This is a genomic window from Pseudomonas sp. P20 (genome assembly GCF_016463925.1).
GTDB lineage: Bacteria > Pseudomonadota > Gammaproteobacteria > Pseudomonadales > Pseudomonadaceae > Pseudomonas > Pseudomonas aeruginosa.
In genome coordinates this window covers 275442-293669 of the sequence record NZ_JAEMVM010000013.1, presented here as the reverse complement: position 1 = coordinate 293669, position 18228 = coordinate 275442, and the positions used below count along the sequence as shown (strand labels likewise).

Genomic DNA, 18228 nt, shown 5'->3' with positions numbered 1-18228 from the left:
TCGGGACCGAACCGCTGCGGCGGACAACCTGCCGGAGCGCTTCACCACCCCTGGGAGAGAATCCGTAAATCCTTGATTTTCAAGCATTTACTCTTCGTCGTCGCCGGGAGTGGTGCGCATTATAGGGAGATAGAAACTGGCGTCAACGATTATTTCAAAAATAATTCAAATAACCGCCGGAAGCGCTTTCAGCCCACCGAAACCGCCTCGCCAGCCGGCTTTTTCTGCGCCAGCAGGTAGAGCCCGACGAGGAAGCCGACCAAGCACAGAGTGACCACGTAGTAAGCCGGCCCCATCGGGCTCTGCTTGAGCAGCAGGGCCACCGCCATCGGCGTCAGCCCACCGAAGATGGCGTAGGCCAGGTTGTAGGAAAAGGACAGGCCGGAGAAACGCACAACCGGTGGGAACGCATTGACCATCACGTAGGGAACGGCGCCGACGATGCCGACGAAGAAGCCGGTCAGTGCATATAAAGGAAAGAGCCAGTCCGGGTGGGCCTTGAGGTTGCCGTAGAAGCTCCAGGACACCAGCGCCAGCAGCACGCTACCGGCAACGAAAGTCAGCCCCGCGCCGTAACGATCCGCCATGCGCCCGGCGACGATGCAGCCAAGGGTCAGGCAGACGATCGCCAGGCTGTTGGCCTTGAGCGCCGTGGCGGCATCGAAGCCGTATACGCTCTGCAGCACGGTAGGGGTCATCAGGATGACCACCACGATCGCGGCCGACAGCACCCAGGTCAGCAGCATCGACACCAGGACGGCGCCACGATGATCGCGGACCACCGCTTTCAACGGCACTTCCTCTGCCAGCGCCTTGCGCTGCTGCAGCTCGGCGAATACCGGCGTCTCGTGCAGCCAGCGGCGCAGGTAGACCGAGAACAGGCCGAACACCCCGCCGAGCAGGAAGGGAATCCGCCAGGCGTAGTCCTGCACCTCTGTCGCGCTATAGAAGCTATTGATCGCAGTAGCCACCAGCGAGCCCAGCAGGATGCCCGCCGTCAGGCCGGAAGTCAGCGTCCCGCAGGCATAACCGACATGCCGTGCCGGTACATGCTCGGCGACGAAGACCCAAGCCCCCGGCACCTCCCCGCCAATCGCGGCGCCCTGGATCACCCTCAGCAGGAGCAGCGCCAGGGGCGCCCAGATGCCGATCTGCGCGTAGGTCGGAAGCAGGCCCATGATCAGGGTCGGCACCGCCATCATGAAGATGCTCAGGGTGAACATGCGCTTGCGCCCGAGCAGGTCGCCGAAGTGGGCCATGATCACGCCGCCCAGCGGCCGCGCCAGGTAGCCGGCGGCGAACAGGCCGAAGGTTTGCAGCTGACGCAGCCATTCCGGCATGTCCGCCGGGAAGAACAGCTTGCCGACCACGGTGGCGAAGAACACGAAGATGATGAAGTCGTAGAACTCCAGCGCTCCACCCAGGGCGGAGAGGGACAGGGTCTTGTAGTCGCTGCGGGTCAATGGACGCTGGGCCGGCGCCTCGGGAGCATTCGCGGATGGCATGTCGGGATTGTTCTCTTTATTCGTTCAGCAAGCATGAGCGGGGTTCGACCGGCAGGCGTGTCGACCTGCGACCCGGGGACGCAGGAGCGAAACCATAGCAAATCGACGAATGTCCACACAGTCGGTCGAAGAGAGAACCGGGCGGTCGTCGGCTGCCCTACTCCTCTATATAATGCCCGGGCGCCTCTGAAAGCTGTCCCAAGACCTTGCACCGGCAGGCGTTTTGGGAGAGTTTTCCCCTAAACCGCGCTTGAACAAGAAATCCGGGGGGCACGAGGCCCTTACCTATGATCGAGCTTGAACAAGAAGACCCCATTCCCCAGGGAGACCTGGCCTTGCAGATTACCGCGCTGCCGCGCGAAACCAACGGTTTCGGCGATATCTACGGCGGTTGGCTGGTATCCCAGATGGACCTGGCGGGAACCGCCATGGCCAGCAAGATCGCCGGCGGCCGTATCGCCACCGTCGCCATCGACCGCATGGCCTTCATGGTGCCGGTCGCGGTAGGTGCCCAGCTTTCCTTCTATACCCAGACCCTGGAAGTCGGCCGCAGCTCGATCCGCATGCTGGTCGAGGTGTGGAGCGACGACCCGCTGTCCAGCGAATGGCGCAAAGTCACCGAGGCGGTGTTCGTGTTCGTCGCCATCGATGGCAGCGGGCGCACCCGCCCGGTCCCGCCACGCCGGGGCTAGACGCAGGAACGCCGGCTATCGCCGGCGTTCTTGTTTGCGCGTTCCTCAGGCCCGCACGGGGTTGCCGCGTACCGGCGCATCCCCGGCCACGTAGTACTTCGCCGTGCTGCGCGGCAGCGGCTGGCGACCGCGGATCCTGTCGGCGATCTTCTCGGCCATCATGATGGTGGTGGCATTGAGGTTGCCGGTGATGATCAGCGGCATGATCGACGCATCCACCACTCGCAGTCCTTCCATGCCATGGACCCGTCCCTGGCCATCGACCACCGCCATGTCGTCGCTGCCCATCTTGCACGAGCAGGATGGGTGGAAAGCGGTCTCAGCATGGTTGCGGATGAACTCGTCGAGTTCGGCGTCCGACTGCACGCTCACCCCAGGGCTCAACTCGCGGCCCCGATAGGGGTCCAGCGCCGGCTGGTTCATGATCTCGCGGGTCAGCCGGATGCCGTCGCGGAACTCCTGCCAGTCCTGCTCGTGGGACATGTAGTTGAACAGGATGCTCGGATGCTGGCGCGGGTCCCTGGACTTCAGGTGGATGCGCCCGCGGCTCGGCGAGCGCATCGAGCCCATGTGCGCCTGGAAGCCGTGCTCCTGCACGCCCTTGCTGCCGTTGTAGTTGATCGCCACCGGGAGGAAATGGAACTGGATGTTCGGCCATTCGAACGCTTCGCGGGTTCGGATGAAGCCGCCAGCCTCGAACTGGTTGCTGGCGCCGAGGCCCTTGCCGAGGAACAGCCACTGGGCACCGATGGCAGGCTGGTTCCACCATTTGGTCGCCGGGTAGATCGACACCGGCTGCTTGCAGGCGTACTGCAGGTAGAGTTCCAGGTGATCCTGCAGGTTGGCGCCGACGCCCGGCAGGTCATGCACCACCGGGATGTCCAGGTCGCGCAGCAGGGCCGCCGGGCCGACGCCGGAGCGTTGCAGCAATTGCGGCGAGGCGATCGCGCCGCTGCACACCAATACTTCGCGGCGGGCGTGGGCGGTGACCGGGTTGTCGCCGTTGCCCACCAGGTAGGAGACGCCGATGGCGCGCTTGCCGCTGAACAGGATGCGGTCGCTCAGGGCGTGGGTGACGATGGTCAGGTTGGGCCGGCCGCGGGCCTGGTCCAAGTAGCCGCGCCCGGTGGCGGCGCGACGGCCCTCCGGGGTGACGGTCCGGTCCATGGGGCCGAAACCTTCCTGCTGGTAGCCGTTGAGGTCATCGGTTCGCGGGTAGCCGGCCTGCACGCCGGCCTCGACCATCGCATGGAACAGTGGGTTGTTGCCGGCCTTCGGCGTGGTCACGCTGACCGGGCCGTCGCCGCCATGGTAGTCGTTGGGACCGATGTCCCGGGTTTCCGCCTTGCGGAAGTACGGCAGGCAGTCGAGGTAGCTCCAGTCCTCGAGGCCCGGCTCCTTGGCCCAGCCGTCGAAGTCCAGGGCGTTGCCGCGGATGTAGCACATGCCGTTGATCAGCGAGGAGCCGCCCAGGCCCTTGCCGCGACCGCACTCCATGCGGCGGTTGTTCATGTAGGGCTCGGGGTCGGTCTCGTAGGCCCAGTTGTAGCGCCGCCCCTGCAGCGGGAAGGCAAGGGCCGCCGGCATCTGGGTGCGGAAGTCGAAGCGGTAGTCGGGACCGCCGGCTTCGAGCAGCAGGACGCTGACGTCGGCATCTTCGGTGAGGCGGGTAGCGAGTACGTTACCGGCAGAGCCGGCTCCGATGATGATGTAGTCGAATTCCTGGGACATGCAGGCCTTCCTCTTTTCTCGGCATGACACCGGCCGCGACGCTGGCGCGCCGGTGTCTGGAAGTTCGGAATGGCCGGTGTCAGGGAGCGTTGCCTGGGACCGGCCTGGTTAGGGGTTCGAGCGCTGCGTCGAGGCTCAGAACACCGAGGCGTAGTCGCCCAGCTCCACTTGCACGGACTTGATGCGAGTGTAATGAGCCAGGGTGGTGAGACCGTTCTCGCGACCGACACCGGATTGCTTGTAACCGCCGACCGGCATTTCCGCCGGCGACTCGCCCCAGGTATTGATCCAGCAGATGCCGGCTTCCAGGCGATGGATGGCGCGGTGGGCGCGGGCCAGGTCCTGGGTCACGACGCCGGCGGCGAGGCCGTACTCGGTATCGTTGGCGCGGCGGATCGCCTCGTCTTCGTCGTCATAGACCAGGATGCTCATCACCGGGCCGAAGATTTCCTCGCGGACGATGGTCATGTCGTCGCGGCAATCGGTGAACACGGTCGGCGCGACGTAGGCGCCATTGCCGAACGCTCCATCGGTCACACGCTCGCCGCCGCACAGCAGGCGAGCCTTCTGCGCCTTGCCGGACTCGATGTAGCCGAGCACGCTTTCCATGTGCGGGAAGCTGACCAGCGGGCCGAAGTTGGTGTTCTCGTCCTGCGGGTCGCCGAGACGGATGCGCTGCACGCGCTCCAGTATCTTGGCTTCGAAGCGGGCCTGCTGGGAACGGTGGATGAACACCCGGGTGCCGTTGGTGCAGACCTGGCCGGAGCTGAAGAAGTTGGCCATGACGGCGATGTCGGCGGCGCGGTCGAGGTCTGCGTCGGGGAAGATGATCAGCGGGGACTTGCCGCCCAGCTCCATGGTCACTTCCTTCAGCGACGAGCTGGAAGCGCTGGCCATGACTTTCTTGCCGGTGGAGGTGCCACCGGTGAAGGAGATCTTCTCGATCAGCGGGTGCTCGGTCAGCCACTGGCCGACTTCGCGTCCGCTGCCGGTGAGCACGTTGAACACGCCGTCCGGCACGCCGGCCTCGGTGTAGATCTCGGCCAGCTTGAGGGCCGTCAGCGGGGTGACTTCGCTGGGCTTGAAGATCATCGCGTTGCCGGCAGCGAGGGCCGGGGCGGATTTCCACAGGGCGATCTGCACCGGGTAGTTCCAGGCGCCAATGCCGGCGACCACGCCCAGCGGCTCGCGGCGGGTGTAGACGAAACTGGTTTCGCGCAGGGGAATCTGCTCGCCTTCGATGGCCGGGACCAGGCCGGCGTAGTACTCGAGCACGTCGGCGCCGGTGACGATGTCCACCGAGCGGGTTTCCGCCAGCGGCTTGCCGGTATCCAGGGTTTCCAGGGCAGCCAGTTCGTCGTTGCGCTCGCGGAGGATGTCGACGGCGCGACGGAGAATGCGCGAGCGCTGCATGGCGGTCATCGCCGCCCACACCTTTTGCCCCTCGACGGCGCTCTGCACGGCCCGCTCGACGTCTTCCCTGGAAGCCCGCTGGACCTTGGCGAGCACTTCGCCGTTGGCCGGGTTGATGGTCTCGAAGGTGGCGCCACTGCTGGCCTCCACGTAGCGACCGCCAATGTAGAGCTTCTGTTCTTCGAATCGGGCCATGTTGCAGTCCTCTCTTATCGGTATCGCAGGCGCAAGGCGGCGCCGCGGGGGTTTTCGTCCCTACCCCGACTGTTTTGCCAACTGCTGGTCGAGGTAGTCGTAAGCGATGTTCAGGGCCTCGTCGGTATCGAAGGCGTCGCCGGTCAGCGCGCCACGCAACCACAGGCCGTCGATCAGGGCCGCCAGGCCGCGTGCCGCGGCGCGGGCGTCGTCCGCCGAGAGCTGGCGGCGGAACTGGTAGCACAGGTTCGAATACAGGCGATGGTCGTTGACCCGCTGCAATCGACGCAGTGCCGGCTGGTGCATGCTGGTCGCCCAGAACGCCAGCCAGGTCTTCATCGCCGGACCATTGACCTGGCTGTCGTCGAAGTTGCCTTCGACGATCGCTCGCAGGTGCGCCCTCGGACTGTCGTCGTAGAGCGCCGCGCGGCGTTCGCGTACGGCCTTGCTCAAGGCGCTGAGCAGGTGCCGCATGGTCGCTTCCAGCAAGCCGTTCTTGTCCTGGAAGTAGTGGCTGATGATGCCGTTGGAAACACCCGCCAGGCGGGCTATCAGGGCGATGCTGGCGTCTCCCATGCCGACCTGATCGACCGCCTCCAGGGTGGCGTGAATCAGTTGCGAGCGGCGGATGGGCTGCATACCGACCTTGGGCATTGCTATCTCCTCTCGTCGATGGGTGCGTGCGGGCACCGACCGACGTCATTGGTGGCCAGTCTATTTTGTTTTTATTGAACGTTCAATCAACTAAGAATAAGCTCGGCGTCCATGAGCGGCTCCCAGCCTGCGTGCAACCTGGCCCGCGCCGTTCATCACCTCGTCGCCGAAGTCCGCCAAGGATCGCAGAATCCGGGCTTCAAGTGGGGTGGCAATGCTGTGTCTGTAGTCCGCGGCCATAAGCCGCCATGCTTTCACTGCCATGGGGTCATCCTCCAATGAGTACTGCTTCGCCAATAAAAACAAACGAGCAGGTACGTCTGAATCCGATCGTGTTCTTCGGCTCGACCGCACTGATCCTGGTTCTGACCGCCGCCCTCATCCTCTATCCCGACAGCGCCGGAGCCTTGCTCGGCCGCATCCAGGCGTGGCTGTCGCACAGCTTCGGCTGGTACTACATGCTGGCCATCGGCGCCTACCTGTTCTTCGTCGCCTGGGTGGCCTTCTCGCGCTTCGGCACCCTCAAGCTCGGCGAGGAGCATGAAAAGCCGGACTTCAGCTACGGCGCCTGGGCCGGCATGCTGTTCTCCTCCGGGATCGGCATCTCGCTGCTCTACTTCGCCGCATCCGAGCCGATCGACCACCTCTACCATCCACCCGAAGGCGTTCCCGGCAGCCCTCAGGCGGCGCGCCAGGCGCTGCAACTGACCTTCCTCCACTGGGGCCTGCACGGTTGGGCGATCTATGCCCTGGTCGGCCTCGCCGTCGGTTATTTCGCCTACCGCCATAGCCAGCCGCTGGCGTTGCGCTCGGCGCTCTATCCGATCCTCGGCGAGCGCTGGGTGAAAGGCGCCGCGGGCCACGCGGTGGATTGCTTCGGCATCTTCGTCACCCTTCTCGGGCTGGTGACCAACCTGGGCATCGGCGCCTTGCAGGTGTCGTCCGGTCTCGAGTACCTGACCGGCATGCCGCACAGCAAAGGCACTCTGCTGGCGGTGATCCTGGCGATGAGCCTGGTCGCCACCTTGGCGGCGGTCTCCGGTGTCGAGAAAGGCATCCGCCGGCTGTCCAACCTGAATATCGTGCTGTTCAGCTCGCTGCTGCTGTTCGTGCTGGTCTGCGGTTCGACCCTGGAACTGCTCAACGGCTTCGTACAGAACCTCGGCGACTATCTCGACGGCCTGGTGCTGAAGACCTTCGACCTCTACGTCTACACCGGTGCCGGCGCCGGCAAGAGCGAGGAATGGCTGGGCCTGTGGACCCTGTTCTACTGGGCCTGGTGGATTTCCTGGGCGCCCTTCGTCGGTATGTTCATCGCCCGCATCTCCCGCGGTCGCAGCGTGCGCGAACTGGTCTGCGGGGTGCTGCTGATCCCGCTGGGCTTCACCCTGGCCTGGCTGTCGGTATTCGGCAACAGCGCCCTGGACCTGGTGATGAACCACGGCGCGACCGACCTGGGCAAGGCCGCGCTGGAACAACCGTCGATGTCGATCTACCTGCTGCTGGAACACTATCCGCTGTCGAAGATCGTCATCGGCCTGTCGATCTTCGTCGGCTTCGTGCTGTTCCTCACCCCGGCGGATTCCGGCTCGGTGATGCTGGCCAATCTCTCGCGCAGCGGCGGCGAGCTGGACGAGGACGCGCCGAACTGGCTGCGTATCCTCTGGTCGGCCGTCGTCACGCTAGTCACCATCGGCCTGCTGTTCGCCGGCAACTTCACGGCGATGCAAACCGTCGTGGTGCTCGCCGGGCTGCCGTTCTCGGCGGTGCTGATCCTGTTCATGTTCGGCCTGCACAAGGCCATGCGCGCCGACTACGAGGCCCAGGTCGGCGACCGCCGCACCTACCAGCCGGTGCCGGCGCCAACCCAGCCCCAGACCTGAACCCGGCGCCGCTAGGGCGCCCTCGCCAATCAGGTGCGTACTTGGCCCGGCGTTTCGCCGGGCCTTTCTTTTCTGCCACCCGGCGCCCGGCGCATGCCGCAGGAACCGGCGCGCGGGAGTGTGGGACAGGAAGAGCAGGCGGAAAAAGCGCGGAGGGTAAACGCGAATGCCCGGCAGCGCCGGGCATTCGCAGCGGCCCCGAGCGGGCCGAGGGGGATCAGCCGAGGTTCTTGCCCAGCAGCGCGTGATACAGCTCGCTGTCGCCGAGCACCCCGACCACCCTGTCCTGCTCCTGCAGGACCAGCTTGTGGCCGGTCTGGTAGCGAATCTGCAGGGCATCGCGCATACGGATGCTGACATCCACCAGGGTCGGTTCGCGGCGCAGCTTCTCCACCGGGTCGCCCTGGCGCCAGCGTTGCAGGTCGATGACGTTGCTGCCCTGGCGCGCGCCCTTGAGCACGTCGCCTTCGCTGAGACCGATCCAGCAGTCGCGGCCCTGGTCGAAGCAGATCTCGTCGTTCTGCCGGATGCACTGGTCGAGGCCACGCATCAGGCTCTGGCCGCACAGCACGTTGAGCGGGTTGGTATGGGCGACAAAGGTACGCACGTAGTCGTCCGCGGGGCTCAGCACGATCTCTTCCGGCTTGCCGTGCTGGATGATCCGGCCGTCCTTCATGATCGCGATGCGGGTGCCGATCTTCAGCGCCTCGTCGAGGTCGTGGCTGACGAACACGATGGTCTTGTGCAGTTGCCGTTGCAGCACCAGCAGTTCGTCCTGCAATTGCTGGCGGATCAGCGGGTCGAGGGCCGAGAACGGTTCGTCCATCAGCAGGATGTCGCCATCCATCGCCAGCGCGCGAGCCAGGCCGACGCGCTGCTGCATGCCGCCGGAGAGCGAGTCGGGACGCTTGTCGCGCCACTGCGAGAGACCGACCAGCTCGAGCTTCTCGTCGATCAGCTTCTTCCGCTCGGCGGCCGGGCGGCCCTGCATCTCCAGGCCGAAGCCGACGTTCTCGGCCACCGTCAGCCAGGGCATCAGGGCGAACTTCTGGAACACCATGGCGATGCGCTTGGTACGCATGGCCTTGAGGGTCGCCGGCGAGCAGTTGGCGATGTCCACCTGCGAACCTTCGTGCTCGATCAGCAGCTTGCCGCGGCTGACCTTGTTCAGGCCGTTGATGCAGCGCAGCAGGCTCGACTTGCCGGAGCCGGAAAGTCCCATCAGCACGCAGATCTCGCCGCGGTTGACGTCCAGGCAGGCGTCCTCGACGCCGAGCACCTGGCCGGTGCGCTTGAGGATCTCGGCGCGGCCGAGGCCCTGGTCGAGGAGCTTCAGGGCTTCCTTGGTGTGGGTGCCGAAGATGACGTCCACATGGTCGAATCGGATCGCGGTCATGGCTTATTTCCCCTTCACGGCGCGCTGCTTGCACACCCGGTCGAGCAGGATGGCGAGCAGGACGATGGCCAGGCCGGCTTCGAAGCCGAGGGAGATGTCGGCGGTGTTCAGCGCGTTCACCACCGGCTTGCCGAGGCCATCGGCGCCGACCAGCGCGGCGATCACCACCATCGACAGGGAGAGCATGATGCATTGGGTGATGCCGGCGGCGATGCTCGGCATCGCGTGCGGCAGCTCGATGCGCGTCAGCAGTTGCCAGCGCGAGCAGCCGAAGGCCTTGCCGGCGTCAAGCAGCTCCGCCGGAACGTCCTGGATACCCAGGCAGGTCAGGCGGATTGGCGCGGCGACGGCGAAGATCACCGTGGAAATCAGGCCCGGCACCACGCCGAGGCCGAACAGGGTCAGGGTCGGGATCAGGTAGACGAAGGTCGGCACCGTCTGCATCAGGTCCAGCAGCGGCCGCAGCGCGGTGTAGAACCACGGCTTGTGCGCGGCGACGATGCCCAGCGGCACGCCTACGGCGATGCACACCAGGGTGGCGAATATCACCTGGGCGAGGGTTTCCATGGTCTCCTGCCAGTAGCCCAGGTTGAGGATCAGCAGCAACGAGGCCAGGGCGAACACGGTCAGCCCCCAGCTGCGCTGGATGAAATGCACCAGCCCTACCAGCAAGGCGATCAGCACCAGCGGGTTGAACCAGAGCAAGCCGTTGGTGACGCCATGGATGAGGAACTCAAGGGTGTCGGAGATCTTGTCGAAGAACGATGCGCCATGCAGGGTCAGCCAGTCGACGAAACCGGCGATCTGCTCTCCCAGCGGGAGCTTGTGATCAGTCAGGAACATAATCAGGGTCCATCAAGAGCGGGAAATGAACGACCGGTCGCCTACTTGGCGAACGCCAGCTTGGCCGCGGCTGCGGCAGGCTGCCCGTCGCGGGTGGTGACACCGGCCAGCCAGGCATCCAGCTGTTCCGGGTGATCCTTCAACCAGGCCTTAGCGGCTTCCTCGGGTTTCTTGTTTTCGTTGAGTACCGCGTCCATCAGCTTGTTCTCCATCTCGAGGGTGAAGCTGAGGTTCTTCAGCAGTTGGCCGACGTTGGCGCACTCCTGGGCGTAGCCCTTGCGCACGTTGGTGTAGATGGTCGCGCCGCCATAGTTGGGGCCGAAGAAGTCGTCGCCGCCTTCCAGGTACTTCATCTGGAAGCGGGTATTCATGGGGTGCGGCTCCCAGCCGAGGAACACCACCCACTGGTTGCGCCGGATGGCCCGCTGCACCTGCGAGAGCATGCCCGCCTCGCTGGATTCCACCAACTTGAACTTGCCCAGTTCGAAGGCGTTCTTGTCGATCATGCTCTGGGCGACGCGGTTGCCGTCGTTGCCCGGCTCGATGCCATAGATCTTGTTGCCCAGCTTGTCGGAGAACTTCGCGATATCGGCAAAGCTGCGCAGGCCGCCGTCGTAGACGTACTGGGGAACCGCCAGGGTGTACTTGGCGCCCTCCAGGTTGGCGCGCAGTGTCTCGACCGTACCTTTCTCGGCGTACTGCTTGATGTCGTTGGTCATGGTGGGCATCCAGTTGCCCAGGAATACGTCGAGGTCGTTGTTGGCCAGGGAGCGGTAGGTCACCGGCACCGAGAGCAGATTGACCTTGGTCTTGTAGCCGAGGGACTCGAGGACCTGGCGGGTGACCGCAGTGGTCACTGTGATGTCGGTCCAGCCGACGTCGGCGAAACGCACCGACGCACAGGATTCGGGCTCCGCGGCCTGGGCTGCCAGCGGTGCGCACAGAGACACGGCCAGCAGCCAAGACTTGCAACCTTTCATAGCGAACTCCTCTGCAGGGTAAGGCGCCGGCGCTACCCCGAAGGGCGCGGCGGTCTGTCTGTATCGGGCCGACCGGTAGCGGCCCTCAGCGGGCAATTCGTGAACGATCATGAAACAGGACGCATCCGTCGCCTACAGGGTGGGTCGCAACCAGTGCAGGCGGGGTCGCATTCAGTACCCGCTGTGTCGCATTCAATCATAGTGGTCTTTGCCGGCGACCAGCGGATGCCGTTTTCGGAGCGGCGCGAGCCCGTTCTCATTCCGACGCCGTGCAGGTGCAGACGCCCCTCGGCCGCAGAGGTTCCCCGATCCGGGCGCGGACGCGGCGCTTTTGGACATGGCCGGGTCGGTGGCGGATGCGGCCCGCCCCGGGGAAAGCCCGATGATGCGCAGGAATCGCGGGCGGAGGAGCCGCCACCCCCACTACGCAGGCACGGATGCCGCGGCAATCCCGGAGGCCGGCATGGCTATCAGTGTGTTCGACCTTTTCAAGATCGGTATCGGCCCGTCCAGTTCGCATACCGTCGGCCCCATGCGCGCCGCCGCGCTGTTCACCGCTGCCCTGCGCCAGCGCCAGGCGCTGTCGGCGGTGCGGCGTCTCGAAGTGCGCCTGTATGGCTCGCTGTCCGCCACCGGCGTCGGCCACGGCACCGATCGCGCGGTGATCATGGGCCTGATGGGCGAATGGCCGGATCGTATCGACCCGACCCAGATCGCCCCACGCATGGCCGCGCTGCTCGATAGCGGCCTGCTGCAACTGGACGGCCGCGTGGCGGTACCGTTCGACTGGGTGCGCGACATGCGCCTGCTCGACGAGAACCTGCCCTACCACCCCAACGCCATGACCCTGGTCGCCTACGGCGAGCAAGGCGAACTGCACCAGGAGACCTACTACTCGGTGGGTGGCGGCTTCGTGGTCGATGCGGCACAGGCCGCCTCGGGACAGCTCGACCAGGACCACACGGTGCTGCCCTACGACTTCTCCAGCGCCGAGGAACTGTTGCTGCTGTGCAAGCGCCACAACCTGCGGGTATCCGAGCTGATGCTGGCCAACGAACGCATCTGGCGCAGCGAGACCGACATCCGCGAAGGCCTGCGGCGCATCTGGCAGGCGATGCGCGATTGCGTCGACAACGGGTTGCGCAACGAAGGCATCCTTCCCGGCGGGCTCAACGTGCAACGCCGCGCCGCGCGTCTGCACCGCAACCTGCAGGAGATCGGCAAGCCCAACGTGATCGGCTCGACCCTCAGCGCCATGGAATGGGTCAACCTGTTCGCCCTGGCGGTGAACGAGGAGAACGCCGCCGGCGGGCGCATGGTCACCGCGCCCACCAACGGCGCGGCGGGGATCATCCCGGCGGTGCTGCACTACTATATGAAGTTCAATCCCGACGCCCAGGACCGCGACGTCGTCGACTACCTGCTGGCCGCCGCCGCGGTGGGCATCCTGTGCAAAAAGAACGCCTCGATCTCCGGCGCCGAGGTCGGCTGCCAGGGCGAGGTCGGCTCGGCCTGCGCGATGGCCGCCGCCGGACTGGCGGAAGTCCTCGGCGCCACCCCGGCGCAGGTCGAGAACGCCGCCGAGATCGGCCTGGAGCACAACCTCGGGCTGACCTGCGACCCGGTCGGCGGGCTGGTCCAGGTGCCCTGTATCGAGCGCAACGCGATCGCCGCGGTGAAGGCCATCAACGCGGCGCAAATGGCCTTGCGCGGCGACGGCCAGCATTTCATCTCGCTGGACAAGGTGATCCGCACCATGCGCGACACCGGTGCCGACATGCACGACAAGTACAAGGAAACCTCGCGCGGGGGCCTGGCGGTGAACGCCATCGAGTGCTGAACCGGAATTGCTCACGAAACGATCGAGACGCCACTTTTTGGCGCATATGACGCGTGACCGGGCGGTCGTCATCCGTCACACTGCGGAGTAACGGCTCGCCGCCCGTCGTTACCTTTGTCGCCACGGCCGCTGCCCCGCCTTCTCGCCGGGGGCCGCCCTGGTGCTACCGAAATGCCCAGGCGCGCGGCGCGCCGCCAGCCGTCGCCCATGCTGTCGTTGTGCCAGGTCCGAGTGGAAATACCGGGCTAAAGCCTTCCGGCTTTTTTGATTGAACGCCCAATCAATATAGGCATGGCATTTGCCTTGCTCTGGTTACAAGCAACGCCGACGGCGTGGCCCAAGCAGCCACCCGGAAATTCCAACAATCATAAAAAAAGCCTCGTGAGAGGCCTGCTTGCTCAGCGTGAGGAGATACACCCATGACCACGTACGCGCCCGGAGTCCCACCACAGAACCGAAATCCGCAGTCCATCGGCTTCCTGCTGCTGGACAACTTCACCCTGATCTCCCTGGCCTCGGCGGTGGAACCGTTGCGCATGGCCAACCAGCTCTCGGGACGCGAACTCTACCGCTGGCATACGCTGAGCCTGGACGGCCGCCAGGTCTGGGCCAGCGACGGCCTGCAGATCACCCCCGACGCCGGTACCGACAACGCCCCGGCGGTGGATTGCGTGATCGTCTGCGGCGGCGTCGGCATCCAGCGCAGCGTCACCCGCGAGCACGTCACTTTCCTCCAGGCCCAGGCCCGCCAGGGTCGGCGCCTCGGCGCGGTGTGCACCGGCAGTTGGGCGCTGGCCCGCGCCGGCCTGCTCGACGGCTACGATTGCAGCGTGCACTGGGAATGCCTGGCGGCGATGCAGGAAGCCTTCCCCCGGGTGGCCATGAGCACCCGCCTGTTCTCCATCGACCGCAACCGCTTCACCTCTTCCGGCGGCACCGCGCCAATGGACATGATGCTGCACCTGATCGGCCGCGAGCATGGCCGCGAGCTGTCGGCGGCGATCTCCGAGATGTTCATCTACGAGCGCATCCGCAACGAGCAGGACCACCAGCGCGTGCCGCTCAAGCACATGCTCGGCACCAACCAGCCGAAGTTGCAGGAGATCGTCGCGCTGATGGAGGCCAACCTGGAGGAACCGATCGACCTCGACGAACTGGCGGTCTACGTCAACGTCTCGCGTCGCCAGCTCGAGCGGCTGTTCCAGAAGTACCTGCACTGCTCGCCGTCGCGCTACTACCTGAAGCTGCGCCTGATCCGCGCCCGCCAGTTGCTCAAGCAGACGTCCATGTCGATCATCGAGGTGGCCTCGGTCTGCGGCTTCGTCTCCACCCCGCACTTCTCCAAGTGCTACCGCGAGTACTTCGGCATCCCGCCGCGCGACGAGCGCCAGGGCCAGCCGCTGGGCCAGCCGGTGGTGCTGATGCCGATCCCGCAGGACCTGGCGTTGATGCCCAACTCCTCGGCGCTGTCGGCCCTGAGCCAGGCGCAGGGCGAGTCGACCTTCGCCAGCGTGCGGATCTGACGGCGCGTCCCTGCCCGCCCCGTCCACGGGAGCGGGCAGGGCCTTGTCAGCCCCGCGGCACCAGCGCCGGCAGCAATTGCCGGGAAATCGCCTCGCGCACCGCCGGGAGCAGCGTGGCGTGCCCGCCGAGCATGTCCTCCACCAGCCGCCGCAGCGCCTGGGCGCGCTCCGGGCTGAGGCCGCGCACGGCGTATTCGCAGGCCTGCTCCGGAGTCGAGTCCGGCGGCACGCTGAAGCCCAGCGCCTGCAGGCGTTCGCGGAAATCGTCCTGGTCGATCAGATCAGCGTGCATCATCGCGGCAGCTCCTTCGATGGGGATTGCCATCGATTCTGCTGAGCCCACGTCGCTCCCGGCAAGGGGGCTGTCCCGCCTGGACATGGGCAGGTCGTTTTCGGCTAATTCGACCGCCAGCGACACCGCCACAATCGCCTCCAGCGGCTTGCGGAATGCAGCGGACGGCTTCCGGAAAACGCCAGACTCACACTGAGGGCCGTTCCTGGCTCCTTTTTCATCCCCCTCCGCGCGTCGGGCGCGGCAGGGGGATTTTTTTGCCGGAAGCCAGCTAGCCGGCGCCGAGTCCCGCCCGACAGTGTTCCCAGAAACGCTCGAAGCCCGGCGAGAGGAACTTGTCGCGCTGGCGCAGCATGTAGAAGCGCCGGCGCAACGGCGGCAGGCTGCTGCGCAGTTCGACCAGCGCGCCGGAGGCCAACTGTTCCTCGACCACCCAGCGCGACAGGCAACTGATGCCCAGCCCGGCGGCGACGCTGTGCTTGATCGCCTCGGAGCTGCCCAGGTCCAGGCTGTCTTCCAGGTAATGCAGGTGGCCCAGCAGGGCGTGGCTGACCTCCTCGCGCGTGCCCGAGCCGGGCTCGCGCAGCAGCCAGCGCGCGCGGCGCAGGGCCTCGCGGGAGACCTGGGTGCGCGAGGCCAGCGGGTGGCCGGGCGCCGCCACCACGATCAGGCTGTCCTCGAGCCAGGGCTCCACCCGCAGGCCCGGCTCGTGGCAGGGGCCTTCGATGAGGCCGATGTCCGCCGCGAAGGTCACCACGTCCTGCACCGCCGAACCGGTGTTGCCGATGCTGGCGTTGACCCTCACGCCCGGCTGCTCCCGCTCGAAGGAGGCCAGCAGGCGCGGCAGCACGTAGTTGCCGATGGTGCTGCTGGCCGCCACCGTCAGGCTCGCCTGGGGCGCGGCGGAAACCGCGAACTGCTGCTCCAGTTGCGCCACCCCGTCGAGCAGGCGCAATGCCTGGGGCAGGAAGCGGCGGCCGACCTCGTTCAGTTGCAGGCGCTTGCCGACCCGGTCGAACAGGCGCGTGGAAAGCTGCGATTCCAGCTCGTTGAGCGCGGCGCTGGTGGCCGACTGCGACAGCGAGATGGATTCCGCCGCCGCCGTGGTACTGCCGCAGCGAGCCACCGCACAGAAGATCTGGAGCTGACGGAAACTGAGGGCCATGGACTCACCTACCTGTTTTTCAGGTATTTAATACAGAAACTATTCGTTTCACAAATTCATGCCCGCTACCTAACCTGCGTCCCGTGACCTCACCTGAGGAGCGAAGGATGCACACCCTCCCCGTCAAGACCGGTACCAGACCCCTGGCCCAGGTCCAGAAACTCATCCCCGGCCTGCTGCTCAGCGCCGCCCTGGCCGGCGCGGCGATCCTCCTGGGTCGTTCGCAATGGTTGCAGCACAACGGCATCAGCGCGCTGACCCTGGCCATCGTGCTCGGCATCGTCGTCGGCAACACCCTGTACCCTCGGATCGCCGCCGGCAGCGCCGCCGGCGTCGGCTTCTCCAAGCAGATCCTGCTGCGCGCCGGGATCATCCTCTACGGCCTGCGCCTGACCTTCCAGGACATCGCCGGCGTCGGATTGCACGGCGTGCTGCTGGACGCCCTGATGCTCGCCAGCACCTTCGGCCTGGCGTGCCTGCTCGGCACCCGGCTGTTCGGCCTGGACCGCACCACCACCCTGCTGATCGGCGCCGGCAGTTCGATCTGCGGCGCCGCCGCGGTGATGGCCACCGAGCCGGTGGTGCGTGGCCGCGCCGAACAGGTCGCGGTGGCGGTTTCCACCGTGGTGGTGTTCGGCACCCTGGGCATCTTCCTCTATCCGGCGCTGTTCCAGCTCGACCAGGACTGGGGGCTGCTACCGCGCGACCCTGGCCCCTGGGGCGTGTACATCGGTGCCACGGTGCATGAGGTGGCCCAGGTGGTCGCCGCGGGTCGCTCGATCGGCATCGAGGCAGCGGATACCGCAGTGATCGCCAAGATGGTCCGGGTAATGATGTTGGCGCCCTTCCTGATCCTGCTCTCGGCCTGGCTGGCACGCGACAAGGCGCACCGCCGGCAGCACAGCGGCGCGACCAAGATCACCATTCCCTGGTTCGCCGTCGGCTTCGTACTGGTCGCCGGGCTCAACTCGCTGGTCAGCCTGCCGCCGGCGCTGGTCAGCCACGTCAACAACCTCGACACCTTCCTCCTGGCCATGGCAATGGCCGGCCTCGGCCTCGGCACGCACCTCTCGGCGATCCGCCGCGCCGGCCTCAAGCCGCTGCTGCTGGCCGCCCTGCTATTCGCCTGGCTGGTGCTCGGCGGTGGATTCCTCACCCGCCTGGCGCTCGCCTGAGTCCTCCGCCAGGAAGCCCTGCACGGCCCGCCGCAAGGCCTCGTGCAGGGCTTCCACCTCATCGATGCCGTGGCCGCGCAGGCAGCCATGGACCAGCCCGCTTCCCGGATAGAACCCTGCCTCGCCACCCGCCGCGCGTAGCGCTGCGCCATAGCGCTCGCCGTCGTCGCGCAGCGGATCGAATTCGGCAACCGCCACGAAGGCCGGCGGCAGGCCAGTGAAATCAGCGGCCTCCAGGGGTAGCGCCAGCGGCTGTCGGTGCAGCGCCGCCAGCGGCAGGTAGGCGTCCAGGCACGCCTGCACATCGCCGAGGCCGAGCAACGGCGCGTCGGCGCAGTCGATCCGCGAGGGCGATGGCGCAGCGGACAGCAAGGGATAGAGCAATATCTGCGCGGCCGGCGACGGCGCGCCGCCATCGCGCAGTGCCAGGCACAGCGCCGCCGCCAGGTTGCCGCCGGCGCTGTCGCCGGCCACCAGCAGGCGTCGCCCATCCAGCGCTTCGTCCAGCTCGCCCAGGCTCAGCGCCTGCCAGGCACGCAGGCAATCCTGCAATGCCGCCGGGAACGGATGCTCCGGCGCCAGTCGGTAATCCACCGCCAGCACCAGCAGGCCCAGGCGCGCCGCCAGGTCGGCGCAGATGAAATCGTGTGAATCGAGGCCGCCGAGCATCCAGCCGCCACCGTGCAGGTAGAGCAGCGCCGGCCAGCCACCGGGCGGTGCCGGGCGGTCGGGGCGATAGCGGCGCACGCGCACCGGCGGCGCGGCCGGCAAGCAGGAGTCGAGCACCCGCAAACCGGCCGGGCGCGGCGGCGCGAACGCCTGGCACATCCGCGCGTAGGCCGCACGTTGCGCATCCAGGCGCGGACTGTCGCTGGCGAACGCCCGGCTGTGCTCGACGAAGCGCCACATCGCCGGAGACAGCGGATACTTCGCAGCCATCG

The 18228-nt window shown here is 66.4% G+C and carries 15 protein-coding genes; 5 read left to right on the top strand and 10 right to left on the bottom strand.

Features of this window, described 5'->3' with window-relative positions:
* Window positions 1–188: 188 nt before the first annotated feature.
* Window positions 189–1505, bottom strand: a complete 1317-nt coding sequence (locus JHD77_RS19085; protein WP_003104851.1) for an MFS transporter — start codon at window positions 1503–1505, stop codon at window positions 189–191.
* 287 nt (window positions 1506–1792) lie between these two features.
* On the opposite strand from JHD77_RS19085, the gene JHD77_RS19080 reads away from it, so the two are divergent.
* The gene (locus JHD77_RS19080; RefSeq protein WP_003096677.1) at window positions 1793–2197 is read left to right on the top strand and encodes an acyl-CoA thioesterase; all 405 of its coding nucleotides are present in this window, start codon (window positions 1793–1795) and stop codon (window positions 2195–2197) included.
* A gap of 45 nt (window positions 2198–2242) precedes the next feature.
* Here JHD77_RS19080 and betA read toward each other — a convergent pair whose 3' ends face one another.
* The 3 genes from betA to betI form a co-directional block, all read right to left on the bottom strand.
* On the bottom strand, window positions 2243–3928 hold the full coding sequence (gene betA, locus JHD77_RS19075) for a choline dehydrogenase (protein ID WP_003104848.1): 1686 nt from the start codon (window positions 3926–3928) through the stop codon (window positions 2243–2245).
* Between the two features lie 135 nt (window positions 3929–4063).
* Window positions 4064–5536: a betaine-aldehyde dehydrogenase gene (gene betB, locus JHD77_RS19070; RefSeq protein WP_023088821.1), complete on the bottom strand. Its 1473-nt coding sequence runs from the start codon at window positions 5534–5536 to the stop codon at window positions 4064–4066.
* Window positions 5537–5596: 60 nt separating this feature from the next.
* Window positions 5597–6190, bottom strand: a complete 594-nt coding sequence (gene betI, locus JHD77_RS19065) for a transcriptional regulator BetI (protein WP_003096684.1) — start codon at window positions 6188–6190, stop codon at window positions 5597–5599.
* A gap of 332 nt (window positions 6191–6522) precedes the next feature.
* Between betI and JHD77_RS19060 the strand changes: the two genes are divergently transcribed.
* A complete protein-coding gene (locus JHD77_RS19060; RefSeq protein WP_031628448.1) occupies window positions 6523–8073 on the top strand; it encodes a BCCT family transporter in 1551 nt (516 codons plus the stop codon).
* 217 nt (window positions 8074–8290) lie between these two features.
* Here JHD77_RS19060 and choV read toward each other — a convergent pair whose 3' ends face one another.
* The 3 genes from choV to JHD77_RS19045 are packed head-to-tail and all read right to left on the bottom strand — an operon-like array spanning window position 8291 to window position 11292.
* Window positions 8291–9469, bottom strand: a complete 1179-nt coding sequence (choV, locus tag JHD77_RS19055) for a choline ABC transporter ATP-binding protein (protein ID WP_003096690.1) — start codon at window positions 9467–9469, stop codon at window positions 8291–8293.
* Between the two features lie 3 nt (window positions 9470–9472).
* Window positions 9473–10312 carry a choline ABC transporter permease subunit gene (choW, locus tag JHD77_RS19050; RefSeq protein ID WP_003096692.1) on the bottom strand — a complete coding sequence of 280 codons (840 nt, stop codon included), beginning with the start codon at window positions 10310–10312 and terminating at the stop codon, window positions 9473–9475.
* A gap of 41 nt (window positions 10313–10353) precedes the next feature.
* A complete protein-coding gene (locus JHD77_RS19045) occupies window positions 10354–11292 on the bottom strand; it encodes a choline ABC transporter substrate-binding protein (RefSeq protein ID WP_003104841.1) in 939 nt (312 codons plus the stop codon).
* Window positions 11293–11755: 463 nt separating this feature from the next.
* Between JHD77_RS19045 and JHD77_RS19040 the strand changes: the two genes are divergently transcribed.
* The gene (locus tag JHD77_RS19040) at window positions 11756–13132 is read left to right on the top strand and encodes an L-serine ammonia-lyase (protein ID WP_003111339.1); all 1377 of its coding nucleotides are present in this window, start codon (window positions 11756–11758) and stop codon (window positions 13130–13132) included.
* 419 nt (window positions 13133–13551) lie between these two features.
* Window positions 13552–14655, top strand: a complete 1104-nt coding sequence (locus JHD77_RS19035) for a GlxA family transcriptional regulator (protein WP_003096699.1) — start codon at window positions 13552–13554, stop codon at window positions 14653–14655.
* A gap of 46 nt (window positions 14656–14701) precedes the next feature.
* Here JHD77_RS19035 and JHD77_RS19030 read toward each other — a convergent pair whose 3' ends face one another.
* A complete protein-coding gene (locus JHD77_RS19030) occupies window positions 14702–14950 on the bottom strand; it encodes a hypothetical protein (protein WP_003096701.1) in 249 nt (82 codons plus the stop codon).
* A 268-nt stretch (window positions 14951–15218) separates the two neighbouring features.
* Window positions 15219–16112 carry a LysR family transcriptional regulator gene (locus tag JHD77_RS19025; RefSeq protein ID WP_003104838.1) on the bottom strand — a complete coding sequence of 298 codons (894 nt, stop codon included), beginning with the start codon at window positions 16110–16112 and terminating at the stop codon, window positions 15219–15221.
* A 107-nt stretch (window positions 16113–16219) separates the two neighbouring features.
* On the opposite strand from JHD77_RS19025, the gene JHD77_RS19020 reads away from it, so the two are divergent.
* Complete coding sequence (locus tag JHD77_RS19020; protein WP_031756089.1) at window positions 16220–17287, top strand: YeiH family protein; 1068 nt, start codon at window positions 16220–16222, stop codon at window positions 17285–17287.
* On the opposite strand, the gene JHD77_RS19015 is transcribed toward JHD77_RS19020, so the two are convergent.
* Window positions 17231–18226 (bottom strand): acylcarnitine hydrolase, encoded by a 996-nt coding sequence (locus JHD77_RS19015; protein WP_003115631.1) that lies wholly within the window; start codon window positions 18224–18226, stop codon window positions 17231–17233. The two genes, JHD77_RS19020 and JHD77_RS19015, sit on opposite strands and share 57 nt — an antisense overlap.
* Between the last annotated feature and the right edge of the window lie 2 nt (window positions 18227–18228).